The sequence below is a fragment of the Serratia sp. CY29653 genome (assembly GCF_052169255.1).
Classification (GTDB): domain Bacteria; phylum Pseudomonadota; class Gammaproteobacteria; order Enterobacterales; family Enterobacteriaceae; genus Serratia; species Serratia sarumanii.
Genome location: NZ_JBJNLC010000001.1, coordinates 383666 through 399326 on the forward strand (window position 1 = coordinate 383666; position 15661 = coordinate 399326).

At 56.3% G+C, this 15661-nt stretch carries 15 protein-coding genes; 11 read left to right on the plus strand and 4 right to left on the minus strand.

The annotated features are described in order from the left end of the window. Positions 1 to 165 precede the first annotated feature (165 nt). Positions 166 to 1569: a coniferyl aldehyde dehydrogenase gene (locus ACJ8HN_RS01795; protein WP_049195264.1), complete on the minus strand. Its 1404-nt coding sequence runs from the start codon at positions 1567 to 1569 to the stop codon at positions 166 to 168. A 220-nt stretch (positions 1570 to 1789) separates the two neighbouring features. On the opposite strand from ACJ8HN_RS01795, the gene ACJ8HN_RS01800 reads away from it, so the two are divergent. Next, positions 1790 to 2620, plus strand: coding sequence for an alpha/beta fold hydrolase (locus ACJ8HN_RS01800; RefSeq protein WP_043147674.1), 831 nt, complete (start codon positions 1790 to 1792; stop codon positions 2618 to 2620). Positions 2621 to 2687: 67 nt separating this feature from the next. Here the strand turns inward: ACJ8HN_RS01800 and ACJ8HN_RS01805 are convergent, their stop codons facing one another. Both ACJ8HN_RS01805 and amiA read right to left on the minus strand, forming a co-directional pair. Then, on the minus strand, positions 2688 to 3659 hold the full coding sequence (locus ACJ8HN_RS01805) for a porin (RefSeq protein WP_308382649.1): 972 nt from the start codon (positions 3657 to 3659) through the stop codon (positions 2688 to 2690). Between the two features lie 135 nt (positions 3660 to 3794). Continuing rightward, positions 3795 to 4625: an N-acetylmuramoyl-L-alanine amidase AmiA gene (gene amiA, locus ACJ8HN_RS01810; protein WP_049195279.1), complete on the minus strand. Its 831-nt coding sequence runs from the start codon at positions 4623 to 4625 to the stop codon at positions 3795 to 3797. 334 nt (positions 4626 to 4959) lie between these two features. On the opposite strand from amiA, the gene ACJ8HN_RS01815 reads away from it, so the two are divergent. The 8 genes from ACJ8HN_RS01815 to ACJ8HN_RS01850 all read left to right on the plus strand — a co-directional run bounded on the left by ACJ8HN_RS01815 (position 4960) and on the right by ACJ8HN_RS01850 (position 13333). Continuing rightward, positions 4960 to 6330, plus strand: a complete 1371-nt coding sequence (locus ACJ8HN_RS01815; protein ID WP_041035867.1) for an MFS transporter — start codon at positions 4960 to 4962, stop codon at positions 6328 to 6330. A 16-nt stretch (positions 6331 to 6346) separates the two neighbouring features. Next, on the plus strand, positions 6347 to 6745 hold the full coding sequence (locus ACJ8HN_RS01820; protein ID WP_223181972.1) for a hypothetical protein: 399 nt from the start codon (positions 6347 to 6349) through the stop codon (positions 6743 to 6745). A gap of 46 nt (positions 6746 to 6791) precedes the next feature. After that, on the plus strand, positions 6792 to 7868 hold the full coding sequence (locus ACJ8HN_RS01825; RefSeq protein WP_202637324.1) for an ABC transporter substrate-binding protein: 1077 nt from the start codon (positions 6792 to 6794) through the stop codon (positions 7866 to 7868). Between the two features lie 63 nt (positions 7869 to 7931). Beyond that, a complete protein-coding gene (locus ACJ8HN_RS01830; protein ID WP_225369036.1) occupies positions 7932 to 8921 on the plus strand; it encodes a FecCD family ABC transporter permease in 990 nt (329 codons plus the stop codon). Further along, on the plus strand, positions 8908 to 9675 hold the full coding sequence (locus ACJ8HN_RS01835) for an ABC transporter ATP-binding protein (protein WP_048321770.1): 768 nt from the start codon (positions 8908 to 8910) through the stop codon (positions 9673 to 9675). Before ACJ8HN_RS01830 ends, ACJ8HN_RS01835 begins: the two co-directional genes overlap by 14 nt. Positions 9676 to 9776: 101 nt before the next feature. Further along, positions 9777 to 10652, plus strand: a complete 876-nt coding sequence (gene hchA / locus ACJ8HN_RS01840; protein WP_442522970.1) for a glyoxalase III HchA — start codon at positions 9777 to 9779, stop codon at positions 10650 to 10652. Further along, a complete protein-coding gene (locus tag ACJ8HN_RS01845) occupies positions 10649 to 11377 on the plus strand; it encodes a PA1136 family autoinducer-binding transcriptional regulator (RefSeq protein ID WP_442522971.1) in 729 nt (242 codons plus the stop codon). Before hchA ends, ACJ8HN_RS01845 begins: the two co-directional genes overlap by 4 nt. A gap of 162 nt (positions 11378 to 11539) precedes the next feature. Then, positions 11540 to 13333: a GmrSD restriction endonuclease domain-containing protein gene (locus ACJ8HN_RS01850; RefSeq protein WP_442522972.1), complete on the plus strand. Its 1794-nt coding sequence runs from the start codon at positions 11540 to 11542 to the stop codon at positions 13331 to 13333. 83 nt (positions 13334 to 13416) lie between these two features. Here the strand turns inward: ACJ8HN_RS01850 and ACJ8HN_RS01855 are convergent, their stop codons facing one another. Continuing rightward, the gene (locus ACJ8HN_RS01855) at positions 13417 to 14307 is read right to left on the minus strand and encodes a LysR substrate-binding domain-containing protein (RefSeq protein WP_442522973.1); all 891 of its coding nucleotides are present in this window, start codon (positions 14305 to 14307) and stop codon (positions 13417 to 13419) included. A 129-nt stretch (positions 14308 to 14436) separates the two neighbouring features. Between ACJ8HN_RS01855 and ACJ8HN_RS01860 the strand changes: the two genes are divergently transcribed. Next, positions 14437 to 15009, plus strand: coding sequence for a hypothetical protein (locus tag ACJ8HN_RS01860; RefSeq protein WP_442522974.1), 573 nt, complete (start codon positions 14437 to 14439; stop codon positions 15007 to 15009). Positions 15010 to 15216: 207 nt separating this feature from the next. Beyond that, the gene (locus tag ACJ8HN_RS01865; RefSeq protein WP_442522975.1) at positions 15217 to 15426 is read left to right on the plus strand and encodes a hypothetical protein; all 210 of its coding nucleotides are present in this window, start codon (positions 15217 to 15219) and stop codon (positions 15424 to 15426) included. Positions 15427 to 15661: the final 235 nt, after the last annotated feature.

Genomic DNA, 15661 nt, shown 5'->3' on the forward strand with positions numbered 1-15661 from the left:
AATAACTGAACTCAATGGAATCACATCGCCCCGGCCGCTAACGGGCAAAGGGTGACTCATGGCTAAGCTTAGTCAGCGGCGGCGGAGAGATAAAATAGGAATGATTGAATACTGTGATAGCTTGCGGCGATTCATGGCTGTGTTATTGATAGTCAGCGCGGCGCTCTATCGGCGCCGCAGCATCACCTTGAGCACCGCGTCTGCCAGCCTGCCGAACGGCGCGCGCAGCAGATCGGTGAAGCGCCAGCGGCTTTGGATAAAGACGCCCTTGGCATGGCTCAGCGCCCGGAATCCTTCGATGCCGTGACAGGCCCCCATGCCGCTGGGGCCGATGCCGCCGAACGGCAGATCGTCCTGGGCAAAGTGCAGCAGGGTGGCGTTGACGCTGACGTTGCCGGAGGTGGTGCGTGCCAGCAGCCTGTCCTGCAGCGTGCCGCCTGGGCCAAAGTAGTACAGCGCCAGCGGGCGCGGCCCGGCGTTGATAACGTCGATCGTTTCATCAAAGGCGGTGTAGGTGCGCACCGGCAGCAGCGGCCCGAAGATCTCCTCTTGCATGATCCGGCTGTCGTCGGGGGCGCCGACGATCAGCGTGGGGGCGAGGGTTTTCGGCCGTTCCACCGCCGAGTCCGGGCGGTGGCCCACCGGAACGATCCGCGCGCCCCGCGCCTGGGCGTCGGTGAGCAGATCCTGCAAACGGTGGTAGTGCCTGTCGTTGATGATGGCGCCGTAGTCATGGCTCGTCGGCCCGTCGGGGTAAAACGCTTTGACCGTCGCGTCGTAGAGCGCAATGAAGTTTTCCACATCGTCCTGATGGATCAGCAGGAAATCGGGCGCGATGCAGGTTTGGCCCGCGTTCGACAGCTTGCCGAACGCCAGGCTGTTAACGGTTCTGGCGTTAACCGCGCCGGGCGCCACCACGGCGGGGCTTTTGCCGCCCAGCTCGAGCGTCAAGGGCACCAGATTTTTACCGGCCGCCTGCATGACCTGACGGCCGATCGCCGTGCTGCCGGTGAACACCAGGTGATCGAACGCCAGTGTGCTGAACCCGGCCCCGACGTCCGGCCCGCCGGTCACCACGGCGACCTCATCGGCGGGAAACAGCGCCGCCAGCATCGTTTCGATAAGCTGGCTGGTGTGCGGCGTGAGCTCCGAAGGTTTCAGCATCACGCGGTTGCCGGCGGCCAGGGCGGTGGCCAGCGGGATGAAGGTCAACGAAAACGGGTAGTTCCACGGCGCCATGATGCCAATTACGCCCTTGGGTTGATACTGCACGTAGGCGCGCCCGGCCTGATACGGCAGGGCGACGTGGCGGCGTTCCGGCTGCATGAAGCGCTTCAGATTGCGCAGCAGGTAATCGATCGCCTGCACGGTGACCAGAATCTCCAGGATGTCGGTTTCGTAAGGCGAACGGTGGCCGAAGTCTGCGCTGACGGCCGCCGTCAGCGCGTCGCGCTGGGCCAAAATGGCGCTCCGCAGGCGGCGCAGGGCGGCCTTGCGCTGAGCGATCGTCGGTGCGCCGTCGCGCAGGAAGGCATGACGTTGGGCGGCAAGCCGTTGCTCCATCGTCATGAGGATGTCATCTCCCTGCACTTGAATTCTCCTGATGCCGAGTGAAAGCGGGAATGCGGTTTGCCGAATCGTGTTTGACCTTAAAGTGAACTTTAAACCTATACTCGTTAAACGATCAACGCAAGATCGTCGGCCAACCGGGATGAGGGAGCCAGAGATCCCGGCGCCGCGCGCAGTATAAACCTTCTTTTTTAACCAAAGTGTAAATGGGAGAAACGACATGGGTTACGTAACGACCAGCGATGGCGTCGAGATTTTCTACAAGGATTGGGGCCCCAAAAACGGCAAGGTTATCTATTTTCACCACGGCTGGCCGCTGTCCAGCGATGACTGGGATGCCCAGATGCTGTTCTTCGTGAACAAAGGGTTCCGCGTGGTTGCGCACGATCGCCGCGGCCACGGCCGCTCCAGCCAGGTGTGGGAAGGGCACGACATGGACCACTACGCCGATGACGTCGCCGCGGTGGTAAAACACCTGGGCGTGCAGGGCGCGATGCACGTGGGCCACTCGACGGGCGGCGGCGAGGTGGTGCGCTATATCGTGCGCCACGGCGAGGACAAGGTATCCAAAGCGGTGCTGATCAGCGCGGTGCCGCCGCTGATGGTGAAAACCGACGCCAATCCGCAGGGCACCCCCAAAGCGGTGTTCGATGATTTCCAGGCGCAGCTGGCCGCCAACCGGGCGCAGTTCTATTACGACGTGCCCGCCGGCCCGTTCTACGGTTATAACCGCCCGGGCGCCAAACCGTCGGAGGCGATTATCTGGAACTGGTGGCGCCAGGGCATGATGGGCGGCGCCAAGGCGCACTACGACGGCATCGTCGCCTTCTCGCAGACCGATTTCACCGAAGATCTCAAGAAGATCGCCATTCCGGTGCTGGTGATCCACGGCGACGACGATCAGGTGGTGCCTTATCAGGATTCCGGCGTGCTGTCGGCCAAGCTGGTGCAGAACGGCACGCTCAATACCTATAAGGGCGCGCCGCACGGCATCCCGACCACCCATGCCGATCAGGTCAACGCCGATCTGCTGGCGTTCGTGAACAGCTAAAGACTCAACGCGTCGCGAGCCTCGCCCTTCACCGGGCGGGGCTTTTTATTGGCTGCGGGAGAGCGGATCACCAATGATAGCTGATGCCCATATCGAGCTTGTCCGACGCATCGACGCCGGGCGTGTGCTGCGAAAGGTTATTGAATTCATAGTTAATAAACACCTGCATATTGCTGTTGAGTAACCAGGTGACCCCCAGCTCCTCATAGTTCAATAAGTCCATGTTCCGGCCTGCCCGGGTCTGTATCAAAAGGGTATAGCCGATGTTGGGTTGGATGTGGTCCGTCAGCCGATATTTGGCGAGCGCTTCATAACTTGACGCCGAACCGCGGTTAGCGGTTTGTTGCGGGCTGATGGCGTTGTCGCTTTGGGTGAACACGGCCGCAAGATAGATTTTTTTCGACGCATAGAGAACCCCTTCGGCCAGCGTATCGATGCGCCGGCGATAGCCGGCGGCGCGTTGTTGCCGCTGCGTGGTTTGAGACGCCGAGGCGGCGGCGATGAGGCTGAGCGTCGGCGTCAGCGCATAACGGAAGGAGAGGCCGAATCCGTTGCCGTTTTGTTTGCCCGGCGTTTGCCGGTCGTCGCCGTCTTTGAACTGATATTGCAACGCGAGTGCGGCGCGCCGCTGAAACAGGCTGAAGGGGCGGCGGTAAGTGAGCAGGTTACGCGCCCGGCCGCGCATAAAATTGTCGATGTAGTTGTAGGCCATCTCTCTAAACAGCGGAGAGCGATCGGTCAGGGCGGTCACATCATAGAGCACGCCCCAATTGCGGCCGATATCGAGGCTGCCGAAGGTTGCGTTTTGCACCCCAATATAGGCGAGTCGGGTGCTGTTGCGAGTCGCGTCGGCGAAGCTGACGGTATATTCCCAGTGGGCGTAGGCCCGCCAGCGCGGCGCGATCTTTTTTTTGCCTATCAGGCCGAAATAGAGGTAGCTGCGGTCGCCGTCGTCGCGCGCGTTTTGGCCGCTGTAGCGTCTGGCGATAATCGTGCCGTAGAAATTCAGGCTGTTTTGCTGCGACCCCGTCAACGACACGGCGAAGGCGCCGCGTGGTAATAGGGCCAGCAGGGGGAAAAGCATGCCCGCCGAAAAATAACGCGGATTGCATTTTATCATGATGACACCGTCCCTGTGCGCGGCAAGCCCGTGAGCTTGCCGCCTCGGCGAAGCTTAAGCGTGCGTTTCGCGTTTAAAGTAGCTGACGATCCCCTGAGCGATCGCCGTGGCAATTTTATTGCGGAATGCGGGGGTGCCGAGCAGCCTTTCTTCCTCAGGGTTGGTGATGAAAGAGGTTTCCACCAACACGGAAGGAATATACGGGGATTTTAAGACCACGAAGGCCGCCTGTTCGGTATTTTTGGCATGCAGGTGATGAATGGGCGCAATATGTTGAATCAGGTGCGAGCCCAGCGTCAGGCTTTCTTTGATCGTTTCCGTCTGCTCCAAATCAAACAGTATCTTCTGCAAATAGCGGTCTTTCTTGATGACGTTAGGGCCGGCGAGATCGTCCGCCGCGTTTTCACTGTTCGATAAGTATTTCGCCATCGCGCTGCTGGCGCCTTTATTGGAAAGCGCAAAGACCGAAGCGCCGCAGGCGCTGGGGCAGGTAAAACCGTCGGCGTGGATGGACATGAAAAGATCCGCACCGTGCCGGTGCGCGATCTCCACCCGATCGTAAAGCGGAATAAAAACGTCGCTGTCGCGCGTCAGGCGGGCATCGATGCCGTGTCGATCGAGCTGTGCACGCACATTTTTGGCGATCGCCAGAACGACATGTTTTTCCAGCGAACCGGTGTGGCCAATGGCACCGGAGTCGATGCCGCCATGACCGGGATCCAACATGACCAGGAATCTTTTTCGCGCCCCCTGAGGTTTGGGGCGCGGCAGGCCGTGGGCGTGAGCCAGCGGGGAAACGGCGCCGTTCAGCGTCAGGGCCGCCAGCCCTGCCAACATCATTCTGCGGCGAGATAACCGGGTGTTCAAAAGGTCCGTCTTAGCCATAAGGTTAACCAGCATAAAAGGAAAGGGTGTTTTTGTTATAACATAACAATTTCACGCGCCAGCGGGGTTGTCTGTTAGCGGCTGTTACTTTTAATGTCATTCCTTAAATTCACTGGTTTTTTATACTGCATTTATTTTGTTTATTGAATATTCGTATTGCTATTAATTTGTTTTGTATTTGTTAATTCTTATTTTGACACACTATTTAATCTAATATTTCAAATGAGATTTATTCTCCTCTTTAATTGATATGTTATAACGTAATTACTAAAACGGATAAAAAACGGGGTCTTTGCCGCCGGCATGAAGTCACTCACGTTTTTGGAGCGTTAACATGACTTTTAAACACCAGGAAAAAGAGACATTAAATATATTCGCCGTTCTCGCCGTCTCGTTAAGCACGGTTATCGCCATGCTCGACAGTACCATCGCCAACGTGGCGCTGCCGGTGATCGCCAAAGATTTCGGCGTTTCCGAATCGGCCTCCATCATGATTATTAATGCCTACCAGTTTGCCGTCGTGGCCTCTTTGATGCCCTTCGCGGCGCTGGGTCGCGCGGTGGGCAATAAAAAAATCTTTATGGCCGGGGTGGTGCTGTTCGCTTTTTCATCCCTGGGCTGCGCGCTGTCCACGACGCTGGAGATGCTGACGGCATTCAGGGTGATACAGGGCTTCGGCGCGGCGGCGGTGCTCAGCGTCAATGCGGCGCTGATCAAGGAGATATACCCGGCAAGGCTGCTTGGGCGCGGCCTGGGCATAAACGTGATGGTGGTGTCGGTTTCCGCCGCCGCCGGGCCATCCATCGCCTCGGCGATACTTTCTCAAACGAGCTGGAACTGGCTGTTTACCATTAATGTTCCCATCGCCTGCCTGTCGCTGCTGCTGAGCGTGATATTCCTGGGTTCCCGCGAGCGGCGCAGCGTTGGGTTCGACAGCGGGGGCGCCCTGTTGGTGTTTGTGCTGTTTATCGCTTTCTCGCTCAGCACCATGAGCATGACCACTCACCATCTGCCGGCGGCGGCGCTGAGCTTTGCGGTATTCGCCGGGCTGGCCGGGTTGCTGTACATCAATCAAAAAAGAAAGGCCGACGCCGCGCTGATCCCGATCGCGATGCTGCATAACCCGACGCTGTCATTGTCTTTGCTGATGTCGATGCTGTCCTACAGCACCCAGCTTTTGGCCTATGTTTCGCTGCCTTTTTATTTTCACAACGTTCTGCAAAGAAACGTGGTGGAAATCGGTCTGTTGCTGACCGCCTGGCCGCTGGCCACCATGGCGTCTTCGCTAATTTCCGGCGATTTGGCCAAGAAGTACGATCCCAATCTTGTTGCCCTCTCGGGCCTTGCCTGTCTGCTGGCAGGCATGCTGCTGATGGCCAATCTGCCGAGCGATCCGTCGAATGGGGCGATCGTATGGCGCGTGGCGCTGTGCGGCATCGGTTTCGGCCTGTTTCAATCACCGAACAACCTGTTGATCATGACGTCGGTCTCCCATGAAAACAGCAGCATCGCCAGCGGCCTGTTGGGCAGTTCCCGGCTGATTGGGCAAATCGTCGGTTCGGCGTTGGTGGCGATTTTCTTCAACATGCGGGGCGCGCAAGCGACGAATATCAGTTTAATGGCGGGGGCGGCATTCTCGTTCCTTTCTCTGGTCGTGAGCTATATGCGCTTCAAGTCCGCCGTTACGTTAAAAACCAGTAAATAGAAGCACGAGGTTTCCCATGCGATTTATCCCATTAGTGCCGTTGGTTATCGGCATGGCGGCGTTTTCCCTTGCCGGCTGCACGACCTACCACGACGTGGCGTTGCAACAAAAAGAGACGGGGCTCAATAGCCAATATTACCTGCTGCAGCCGCCGGTCTATGTCGGCGACCGGTTGAAATATGGTCTGAAGGACGGCAGCGGCGGCGAGTTGACGGTGGCGAAGGTTGAACCGAAAGACCTGGTCGCCGACAGCGGAAAAATCATTCCCCTGTCGCAGCTCTCTTTCCTGCAACGAAAAGACCTTTCCACAGGAAAAACCGCCGCGTTGGTCGGCGGCGGCGCGGTCGCCACCACGGCAATCGTCTTTGTGGCCGGGATAACCATCATGGCCGCCGGCATCGCCGCGTCGGCCTAACGCAGCCCATCGCCGCACGCCACCGAGCGTGCGCACAGGAGGCTCCATGTGCGTCACAGTGAAATTTATCGCCACCGCGCTGCTGGCAATATTCGCCTTGCCGACGGCGCCTTGCGCCAGCGGTAGTCAGCCGGCGGCGGCCGAACGGCCGCAGAGCGCAGCGGTGCAAAAGTTGCCTGGCCACTATCAGCGGATCGTCATCACCGGCAACTGCCCCTTCGGCGTGATCCTGGCGAACGAGGCGGCCTACCGGCACGTCGTCGGCGTGGGGCCCTGGGCGTTCATGCATGCCGATATGCATGTGTTGAAGGACATGAAGCCTGACATCGGCAGGATCACCTCCGCCTTCATCAATAAGGACTACCGGGTCAACATGGAGTCGTTAATGAATCTACGGCCCGACATTATTTATTACTACGGCAAAAGCCAGGACGATCGGCTGGAAAGGGCGGGCGTGATGACCGTCGATCTGGATGCCGGCGGGAAGACAAAGTACCAACCGATGGTCACCCAGATGTATTGGGAAAATACCTTCGCCGACACGCTCGGCCTGCCGCGCACGCACAAATTCAAAGACGCCTGGGAAAAGACCCTGAAGCAGATCCGCCCCTATGCCGCAGCCATCCGCGCGCAGCACGTCAGGGCGTTGTATCTCGAAGAAAGCGACGGCAGGCAGCTGAAGGTGAGCGGCCCGCATACCTACGGCGACACCTACCTGAAAATGGCCGGCATGGACAACGTCGCCGGGGATTTGCCGGTGAAAGGGGATGCCGGCAGGTACATCAACGTTTCGATGGAGCAGATCATGGCCTGGGACCCGGATGTGATTTTCGTGGTTTTCGGCAGCGCTAAAGCGCTGCTGCACGGGGGGATCCCCGGCCAGGCCTGGGAGACGCTCAGGGCGGTAAAAAACGGCAAGGTTTTCTCGACGCCGGTGGGCATTCATAACTGGGGGGGCCTGTCGGCGGAAACGTCACTGCTGCCGCTGTTTATGATCAACCGCTATGCCCCTGAAGACATTAGCGACAAGACGCTGCGGGAGGAGACGCGCCGCTATTATCAGACGATGTTCTCCTATGCGATCCCGGACCGTTTGTTGGATGAGGTGCTGGCACAGCGCTAGCACCACGGTTGAATTGCGTTAGTGGGTTGGAGGAGCTTGGGGATGCCGGGCAGAGGAAAATATATGGCGATCATGGTAGGGCTGTTTTTAGCCTTGTGTGTGGTTGCCGTCGCATCACTGTTTGCCGGCCGTTACGCCTTGTCGGCCCATGACGTGCTGCAGATTTTATGGCAGGGGAACATGCCGGGGGAAAACCAGGCCCACTATTCGGTGATTTTTAACCTGCGTGCGCCGCGGGTGGTGGCGGTGATGCTGGTGGGCGGCGGGTTGGCGGTCGCCGGCGCGACCTTTCAGGCGGTGCTGAAAAACGCGTTAGCCAGCCCGGACGTGCTGGGCACGTCTTCCGCCTCCGCCTTTGGCGCCGCGCTGGGCATTTTATTGAGTTTGCCTTTTGCCCTGAGTTCCCTGCTGTCGTTTCTTTTCGGCGTGGTGAGTTTGTTGCTGGTGCTTGGCATTTGCCGCCTGAAACGCCGGCAGGATGCGCTGACGACGATCCTGTCCGGCATGATTATCGCGTCGGTGTTTATCGCGTTTGTCTCGGCCATCAAATATGTCGCCGATCCGCAGGATACCTTGCCCGCCATCGTCTTCTGGCTGATGGGCAGCTTCGCTTCGGTGGCGAAAGCGCAGGTCTATTGGCTGATCCCGCTGTTTGCGGCGTGTTACCTGACTATCTACCGGCTCAGGTGGAACATGAACATTCTCTCGCTGGGGGACGACGAGGCGCGCATTGCCGGCCTGAATCCGCCCCGGCTGAAGATCCTATTGCTGATCGCCGCCTCTCTGCTGGTTTCCGCTTCCGTGAGCTTGGCCGGCGTGGTGGGGTGGGTTGGCTTGGTGATCCCCCATTTGGTGCGAAGCGTGCTGGGATATAACCACGGCCGTTTGATCCCAGCATCGGCGCTCGGCGGCGCGTTGTTTTTGCTGGTTATCGACAATATTGCGAGAGGCGCCACCTATACGGAAATTCCAATCGGTATCCTGACCGCGCTGATCGGCGCGCCGCTTTTCGCGGTGCTTTTTATTCTGGGGAATCGATATGATCACCGCTAGCCGGCTAGCCTTTGGTTTCAAGGGGCGGGAGCCCATTTTCGACAACGTCAGCTTCGAGCTTAAGCGCGGCGAGATCCTCAGCGTGCTGGGCCCGAACGGCGCCGGCAAAACGACGCTGCTGAGAAATATTGCGGGCCTGTGTCGGCCCAGCGCCGGCAGGTGCGAGATCGGCCGCGTCGATAATCGAGAGGCGCGCCTGGCCTACGTGCCGCAGGCGAAGGCGCCACATTTTTCCTATGGCGTACTCGATTTTGTCACTTTCGGCTGCGCCCGCCATGCGGGATGGTTCGCCGGGCCGCGGCGGCAAGATTTCACCAGGGCGCAGGCGGTGTTGCACGCGTTGGAGATCGCGCCGCTGGCGCAGAAAAATATCAACCAGATCAGCGGCGGTGAACTGCAGATGTGTTATTTCGCCAAGGCGCTGGTGGCAGATCCCGACGTCATGATCCTCGACGAACCGGAATCGAATCTGGATTTTTACAATCAGGCCAAAATGATCGAGATGCTGTGGCGCCTCGCCAAAGAGCGGCAGATGACGATCGTGCTGAATACGCATTTCCTCAATTACGCCGAACGCATCTCCGACAAGTGTTTACTGATGGCAAAACGGCAGTCGTTGTTTGGCGTTAAAAGCGCTGTGCTGCGGGAAGATATCCTGGAGCGCTATTTCCGGGTGCCGGTAAGAAAGTGCCACTATCAACACCAGGGCGCCGGCGAAGAAACCTTTATTATCGCTCTACGCAATCTCGCCTGAGTTTCGGCTGCAAAGATTGCTTGAGGGATATCCCTCATTGCGGCTCCGCCGGCGGTTATTTAAGCTGAAAGGGCAACGTAACGGTGAATATGGAGATAATCATGACTGATTCAGTGTCCAACGATCGTAATCCCACCCCGGATGTGGCGGAAGACAACGCGTTCTTCCCATCGCCTTACTCCCTCAGCCAGTACACCTCGTCCAAAACCGATTTCGCGGGCGCCAGCTACCCGAACGCCTATCGCGGCGGCAAATGGAAGGTGCTGATGATCGCCTCGCAGGAGCGCTACCTGCTGATGCAAAACGGCAAGTTCTTCTCCACCGGCAATCACCCGGTCGAGATGCTGTTGCCGATGCATCACCTGGATCTGGCCGGTTTCGAGATCGACATCGCCACGCCGTCCGGCGATCCGGTGAAGCTGGAGATGTGGGCGTTCCCGCAGGAAGACGACGCGGTCAAGGCCACCTACGAGAAGTACCGCAGCCAGCTCAAGCAGCCGAAAAAGCTGACGGAAGTGGTGAAGGATCTGGATGGCGGCAACTACCTCGGCGTTTTCATCCCCGGCGGCCACGGCGTGCTCAACGGTATCCCGTTCAGCGAAGAGGTGAAAAAGACCCTGCACTGGGCGCACGACAACGATCGCTACGTGATTTCGCTGTGCCACGGGCCGGCCGGTTTGCTGGCGGCGGGCATCGACGAGAGCAAAGAGGATTTCCTCTATCGTGGCTATGAAATGTGCGTGTTCCCGGACTCGCTCGATACCGGCGCCAACATCGACATTGGCTACATCCCCGGCCCGATGCCCTGGCTGGTGGGCGAACGCCTGCGCGAGCGGGGCGTTAAGATCGTTAACGCCGACATTACCGGCAAGGTGCATAAAGATCGGCGCCTGCTGACCGGCGACAGCCCGCTGGCTTCCAACAACCTCGGCAAGCTGGCGGCGGAGACGCTGCTGGCCGACGTCGCCGTGCGATGAGCGACGAGATCGCGCAGCGCGCTTTCCAGACGGCGCTGGCGATGGACCACGAGCGAACCCTGTCCGCCATTCAGGGGCGGGTTCGTGCCTTCGCCGCGCCGTTCGGCTTCGATCGCTTTGTGCTGTTTTCCGCTTCCGCTGCGGCGGAGGCGGGGATCGAGCATATCTATTGGGTCGAGGGCGACTGGTTCGGCGACGGCGAGGCCGTCGATGCGCTGACCTACGTGCGGCACTGCCCGGTGACCCGGCATATGCTGCGGGTCAGCGAGCCGTTTTTCTGGACCAAGAACCGGGCGCAGCAGGGCGAGCGCTACCGGATTGTACGCACGCCGCGCGGCGCCGGCCTGCACGGCGTGCAGATCCCGGTGTTCGGCCCGGCCGGTTTGGAGGGCGCCGTCAGCCTGGGGGGCGAGCGCATCGACGCTTCGCCGCCGGCGCGGCTGGCGCTGTCGCTGGTGGGCACGGCGGCCTTTCAGGCGGCGCGGCGGCTGTTCGCACCGGCGGCCGGCGAGGGGGAGAGCAGGCTGTCGGCGCGTGAGCGCGAGGTGCTGAGCTGGACCGCCATCGGCCGGCGGCAGGCGGATATCGCTGCGATGCTCGGCCTGTCTGAACGCACGGTGGAAAACCACCTGCGGCGCATTCGCCAACGCCTTGGTGCCGCCACCACCGCGCAGGCCATCAGCGTGGCGATCCGCCTGGGGGAAATCGCCACCGAGCGCCGTTAGCCCGCCGCCATTTGCCGCAGCACAATCGTGAATGTGGCTGGATTTTATATGGAATTATGCTTTAATGCAGAACATTGGTTTACTTGTATTATGCACTTCTTAATATTAAGTTAATCATTTTGACTTTTAATGCTTTTTTCTTCTGCAAAAGGAGTTTTTATCATGGCAATAACTCAGCAAGAACTAACAGTTCGTGGTGAACAAGTGGAAAGGATATATATTAACTATGTTAACAACAAATACATAGTTAATAGACGATATCAGCGAAAGCTCATCTGGACTATCGAAGAAAAGCAGAGTTTTATAGACTCCATCATCAATGGCTATCCTGTCCCTATCATTCTATTAGCAGATCAAAAAGGAAGTCAGGATAACTTAGTGGAGATAATTGATGGAATGCAGAGAATGGATGCAATCACATCATTTATTAGCAATGATTTTCCAGTAAATGATTCTTACTTTGATTTAAACACATTTGCAACTACTAAAGATTTACTAGATAGAGGGGTTCTAATACAAAAAGAACCAGTGATGACAAGAGCTGATTGCCTGGCAATTTCTGCTTATCCTGTACCTCTGTCAATTTATGAGTTTTCTGATGGTGAGTCTGTTGATGAAATATTTAGACGTATAAATTCAGGTGGTCGCCAACTTTCTCGTCAAGAATTGCGAGCTGCTGGAGCAATTAATTCCTTTGCTGACTGTGTGCGCATTATTTCCTCTAGAGTACGTGGAGATACGTCTAACACACCGATACTTTTACTAAATGATATGAAGTCAATAAGTATAACTAACAGAGAGCTACCGTATGGAATTAATGCTGATAATGTGTTTTGGGTTAAAAATGGTATTTTAACCAAAGATCATTTGAGGCAAAGTCGAGACGAAGAAATTGTAGCGGATCTTCTGGCTTATATGTTATCAGATACACCAGTTTCTTCACGTACCGAATTGTTTGATGATTATTATGGTGCAACCTACCCGCTCAGAGGAGCAAACCTCGAAAGGTTTGAGGAAATGGATCAAGCGATTCGAAGAAGAAATCCTGATTTGGTAGATCTGGATTATCAACGTACCCATGATACATTAATGTTGCTTCTGGCAGAAGCGCAAACAACATTTTCTAATTTAATTTATCCTGACGGAAATGCTGGAAACCCAGTGCCTCGTTACTTCCAGGCTGTATTTTTAGCATTCCATGACCTCATTGTCCGTAAAGGAAAAGTACTTGCAGATAGGGCAGGAGCAATTGCGGCACTTACGAATAAAGGAAAGAATATTTCTATCCAAGAGGGGGGGAGATGGGGGGCCGAAAATAGAGGTGTGGCTGTTAACTCGGTCGTGGGAATGATTCAGCAATACTTTGAAGATGATAGTAATCCTGATCCAGCTAAAGTGCATTGGGTCACTAACCTCCAAAATTTGCTGACGAACTCGAAAACAGAACAGTCTGCTTATGATTTTAAGCAAGGTTTTCTTGAGTTAAGTAAAAGACCTAGTTTTGATGAGAACTCATTCGAAAAGATATTAGAGACATGTACAGCTATCGCAAATATTCAAAAAGGGCATAAGGGTTACGTAATCGTTGGCGTTTGCGATAATAATCATACTGCTATAAGGGTTCAAAATATTTTTCAAGTAGCTCCGGTAACATTTAATGGCTTTCAAATAACAGGTGTCGAGCATGAAGCGACGCATTTAGGGAAAACCATGGATCAGTTATTCCATCTAATAACTGAGAAAATTAAATCATCAGAAATGTCTGAGCCTCTAAAGTCTTATGTAAATAGTCATCTTAAGTGTGTGAGGTATTACGATAAGACAATTTTTGTTTTTGAAGTTGTAGGGCAAGAGCAACCCTCGCATTATAATAAAAAACATTTTGAAAGAAGTGGAACCCAAGTTGTTGAAGTGCCAATAGAGAATTATTCTGTTTTGTTCTCAAGATTTAAATGACTTGTCCTATATAACTTTAATAAAGATTAAGAAGGCGGATATATATTTTTTAAATGTTCGTCTTCTAGTATTTCAATTAGAGATTAGCCCGCCGCCATTTGCCGCAGCAGCCACTTGCGCAGCGCAATAATATCGGGGCGCTGCGCGGTTTCTTCGGTGACTACCAGGTAATAGTTGGCGCCGGGTAACGACATCTCGAACGGCGCGGCCAGCACGCCGCGCTGCAACAAATCGCGCGCCAGCAGCCGGCTGGCGATCACCACCCCTTGGCCCGCCACCGCCGCCTGCAGCGCATGCGTCTCGTCGCTGAAGGTCAGCCCGGCTTCCACGTTCAACCCTTCCGGCCCGTAGCGCCGCCGCCAGTTTTCCCAGGTCGGCGCGTCGGCGGGCACCTGCCGATGTTCCACGTGAAACAGCGTTACCCGCTGCAAATCCTCGCTGCGCTCCAGCGCCAGCGCCGGGCTGACCACCACGATAAAGCGATCCTCATGCAGCAGGGTGCAGTGCAGATCGCTTTCCGGCGTTTCGCGGTAGCGGATGGCGACGTCCACGGTGCGCTGGTTGAGATCGACCCGCTCGACGCTGGTGTGCAGGCGTAGATCGATGGCGGGAAACTCCGCCTTGAAATCCGCCAGGCGCGGCACCAGCCAGTGGGTGAGAAAATTGGAGGTGGTGGTGACGGTCAGCGCCGGCGGCTGCTGGGCGCGGGTGATTTGGGCGACGGACTGCTCCAGTGCGGCGAAGGCGCGCTGGGTGCCGGCATACAGGATCTCGCCGGTCTCGGTCAGGCTGACGCCCTGCGCGCTGCGCTCGCACACCCGGCATGCCAGCACCGACTCCAGCAGCTTGATCTGATGGCTGACCGCCGTCGCGCTGACGCCCAGCTCCTCGGCGGCCAGTTTGAAGCTGCGGCAGCCGGCCACGGCGTGGAAGGCGCGCAGCGCGCCCAGCGGCGGCAAACGGGGTTTTCTCATGGCTGAGTTATTCTCATCTAAGGCTGAAAACTATGAGTTTGTCTGACCGATTATACAAGAGATAGGCTACTGACATGTGAACAGGGAAATGAATTTATTTCATCATTTCCACCATGTCGGGAGTTAACGATGAGCATATATGTCAACAACGGCGCCCTGGGCGCCATGGAACACACGGGTACGGCTGCGAGCGGTCTGGCGCTCAGCGTGCCGGTCGCGGCGGGCGCCTTGCTGCTGAAGACCGAAAGCCTGCTGGGCATCGGCGCAACGCTGATGCTGCTAACGGCATTGGCGCTGGCGTTTCTCGGCGGCGCCGCGCTGGCCCGCTGGCAGCCGCTGCGGAAGCGGCCTGCGCTGGCTATGCTCCGCTACGGCTTTTTGCTGGCGGCGGCGGGATGGCTATTGGCGTTGCTGATGCTGTTCGGCGGGCATGATTGCCTGGCCCTGCTGGCGGGCATCGCCCTCGGCGGTCTGGGCCAGGGCGTGGCTTACCGCACGGCGGTGGGGGAGAAAACGGCGTTCGCCGTGGCGCGCAGGCTGGTGACGGTGGTGACCATCGTGGCCGTGGGGGTTGCCGCTTTGCTGGTTCAAACCTATGCCGCGCCGGGCGTGAGAGGAAGCTGTTTCGCGCTGGCGTTGCTGGTCGATCTGGCGTTGCTGGGGGCGTTGATGGCTCGGGTTGCGGAGCGGGATAGGGAGTGAGACTTATGGGAGATTGCAGAGAGTAAACAGTCCGCCCTGGGGACTGGGTGGGCTTTTTTGTTGGGGGGAGTCGGAAATCTGATAGTCGGTTTTGTATCAGCAGTGGAAGTTGCTATCATTTATTGTGTTATAATCCACTTAGCGTAAGCTAAGAAGCTAAATTTCTCCTTAAAATATAATCTTTTGGAATTTAAAAAGGAACTTTCTATGGCTACTACAATGTTTTTTGAAGAAACAATCAAGGATCAAGGAGGTAAAACCTCTATGGATCTAGAACTCGGTCGTTCTTCATTCTATGCCGAAGATAGCATCTATTTAACTGTTGACGGGAAAACTGTAATAATGGATAGAGGAATGGCAAAGAGATTTGTTGATGCCGTAATTTCTGTCGGTTCTTATCATGGCCTAGTGGAGTAATGTGGCGCCTGTCACTCATTACTAACAATAGCACAGGGTTAATTGTTTCTTAACAAGATGTGATACCTGCTCTTGACACGAAACTGCTCTTAGTCGTTTGGCTGCTTCGTGCCAGCAAGGAACGTTGCTTACGTGAGCGTTTAGGCTAAAATAATTATTCCCATCTAGCATCTTTTTCTTAAGTGAATATTATTTTAAATAATATCATCCAGCTTTAGTTAAAAAAGTTTTTTAT

Coding starts and splice junctions, on each gene's coding strand:
- ACJ8HN_RS01795 (WP_049195264.1), bottom strand. CDS start 1,569: ATGACGATGGAGCAACGGCTTGCCGCCCAACGTCATGCCTTCCTGCGC.
- ACJ8HN_RS01800 (WP_043147674.1), top strand. CDS start 1,790: ATGGGTTACGTAACGACCAGCGATGGCGTCGAGATTTTCTACAAGGAT.
- amiA (WP_049195279.1), bottom strand. CDS start 4,625: ATGGCTAAGACGGACCTTTTGAACACCCGGTTATCTCGCCGCAGAATG.
- ACJ8HN_RS01815 (WP_041035867.1), top strand. CDS start 4,960: ATGACTTTTAAACACCAGGAAAAAGAGACATTAAATATATTCGCCGTT.
- ACJ8HN_RS01820 (WP_223181972.1), top strand. CDS start 6,347: ATGCGATTTATCCCATTAGTGCCGTTGGTTATCGGCATGGCGGCGTTT.
- ACJ8HN_RS01825 (WP_202637324.1), top strand. CDS start 6,792: ATGTGCGTCACAGTGAAATTTATCGCCACCGCGCTGCTGGCAATATTC.
- ACJ8HN_RS01830 (WP_225369036.1), top strand. CDS start 7,932: ATGGCGATCATGGTAGGGCTGTTTTTAGCCTTGTGTGTGGTTGCCGTC.
- ACJ8HN_RS01835 (WP_048321770.1), top strand. CDS start 8,908: ATGATCACCGCTAGCCGGCTAGCCTTTGGTTTCAAGGGGCGGGAGCCC.
- hchA (WP_442522970.1), top strand. CDS start 9,777: ATGACTGATTCAGTGTCCAACGATCGTAATCCCACCCCGGATGTGGCG.
- ACJ8HN_RS01845 (WP_442522971.1), top strand. CDS start 10,649: ATGAGCGACGAGATCGCGCAGCGCGCTTTCCAGACGGCGCTGGCGATG.
- ACJ8HN_RS01850 (WP_442522972.1), top strand. CDS start 11,540: ATGGCAATAACTCAGCAAGAACTAACAGTTCGTGGTGAACAAGTGGAA.
- ACJ8HN_RS01855 (WP_442522973.1), bottom strand. CDS start 14,307: ATGAGAAAACCCCGTTTGCCGCCGCTGGGCGCGCTGCGCGCCTTCCAC.
- ACJ8HN_RS01860 (WP_442522974.1), top strand. CDS start 14,437: ATGAGCATATATGTCAACAACGGCGCCCTGGGCGCCATGGAACACACG.
- ACJ8HN_RS01865 (WP_442522975.1), top strand. CDS start 15,217: ATGGCTACTACAATGTTTTTTGAAGAAACAATCAAGGATCAAGGAGGT.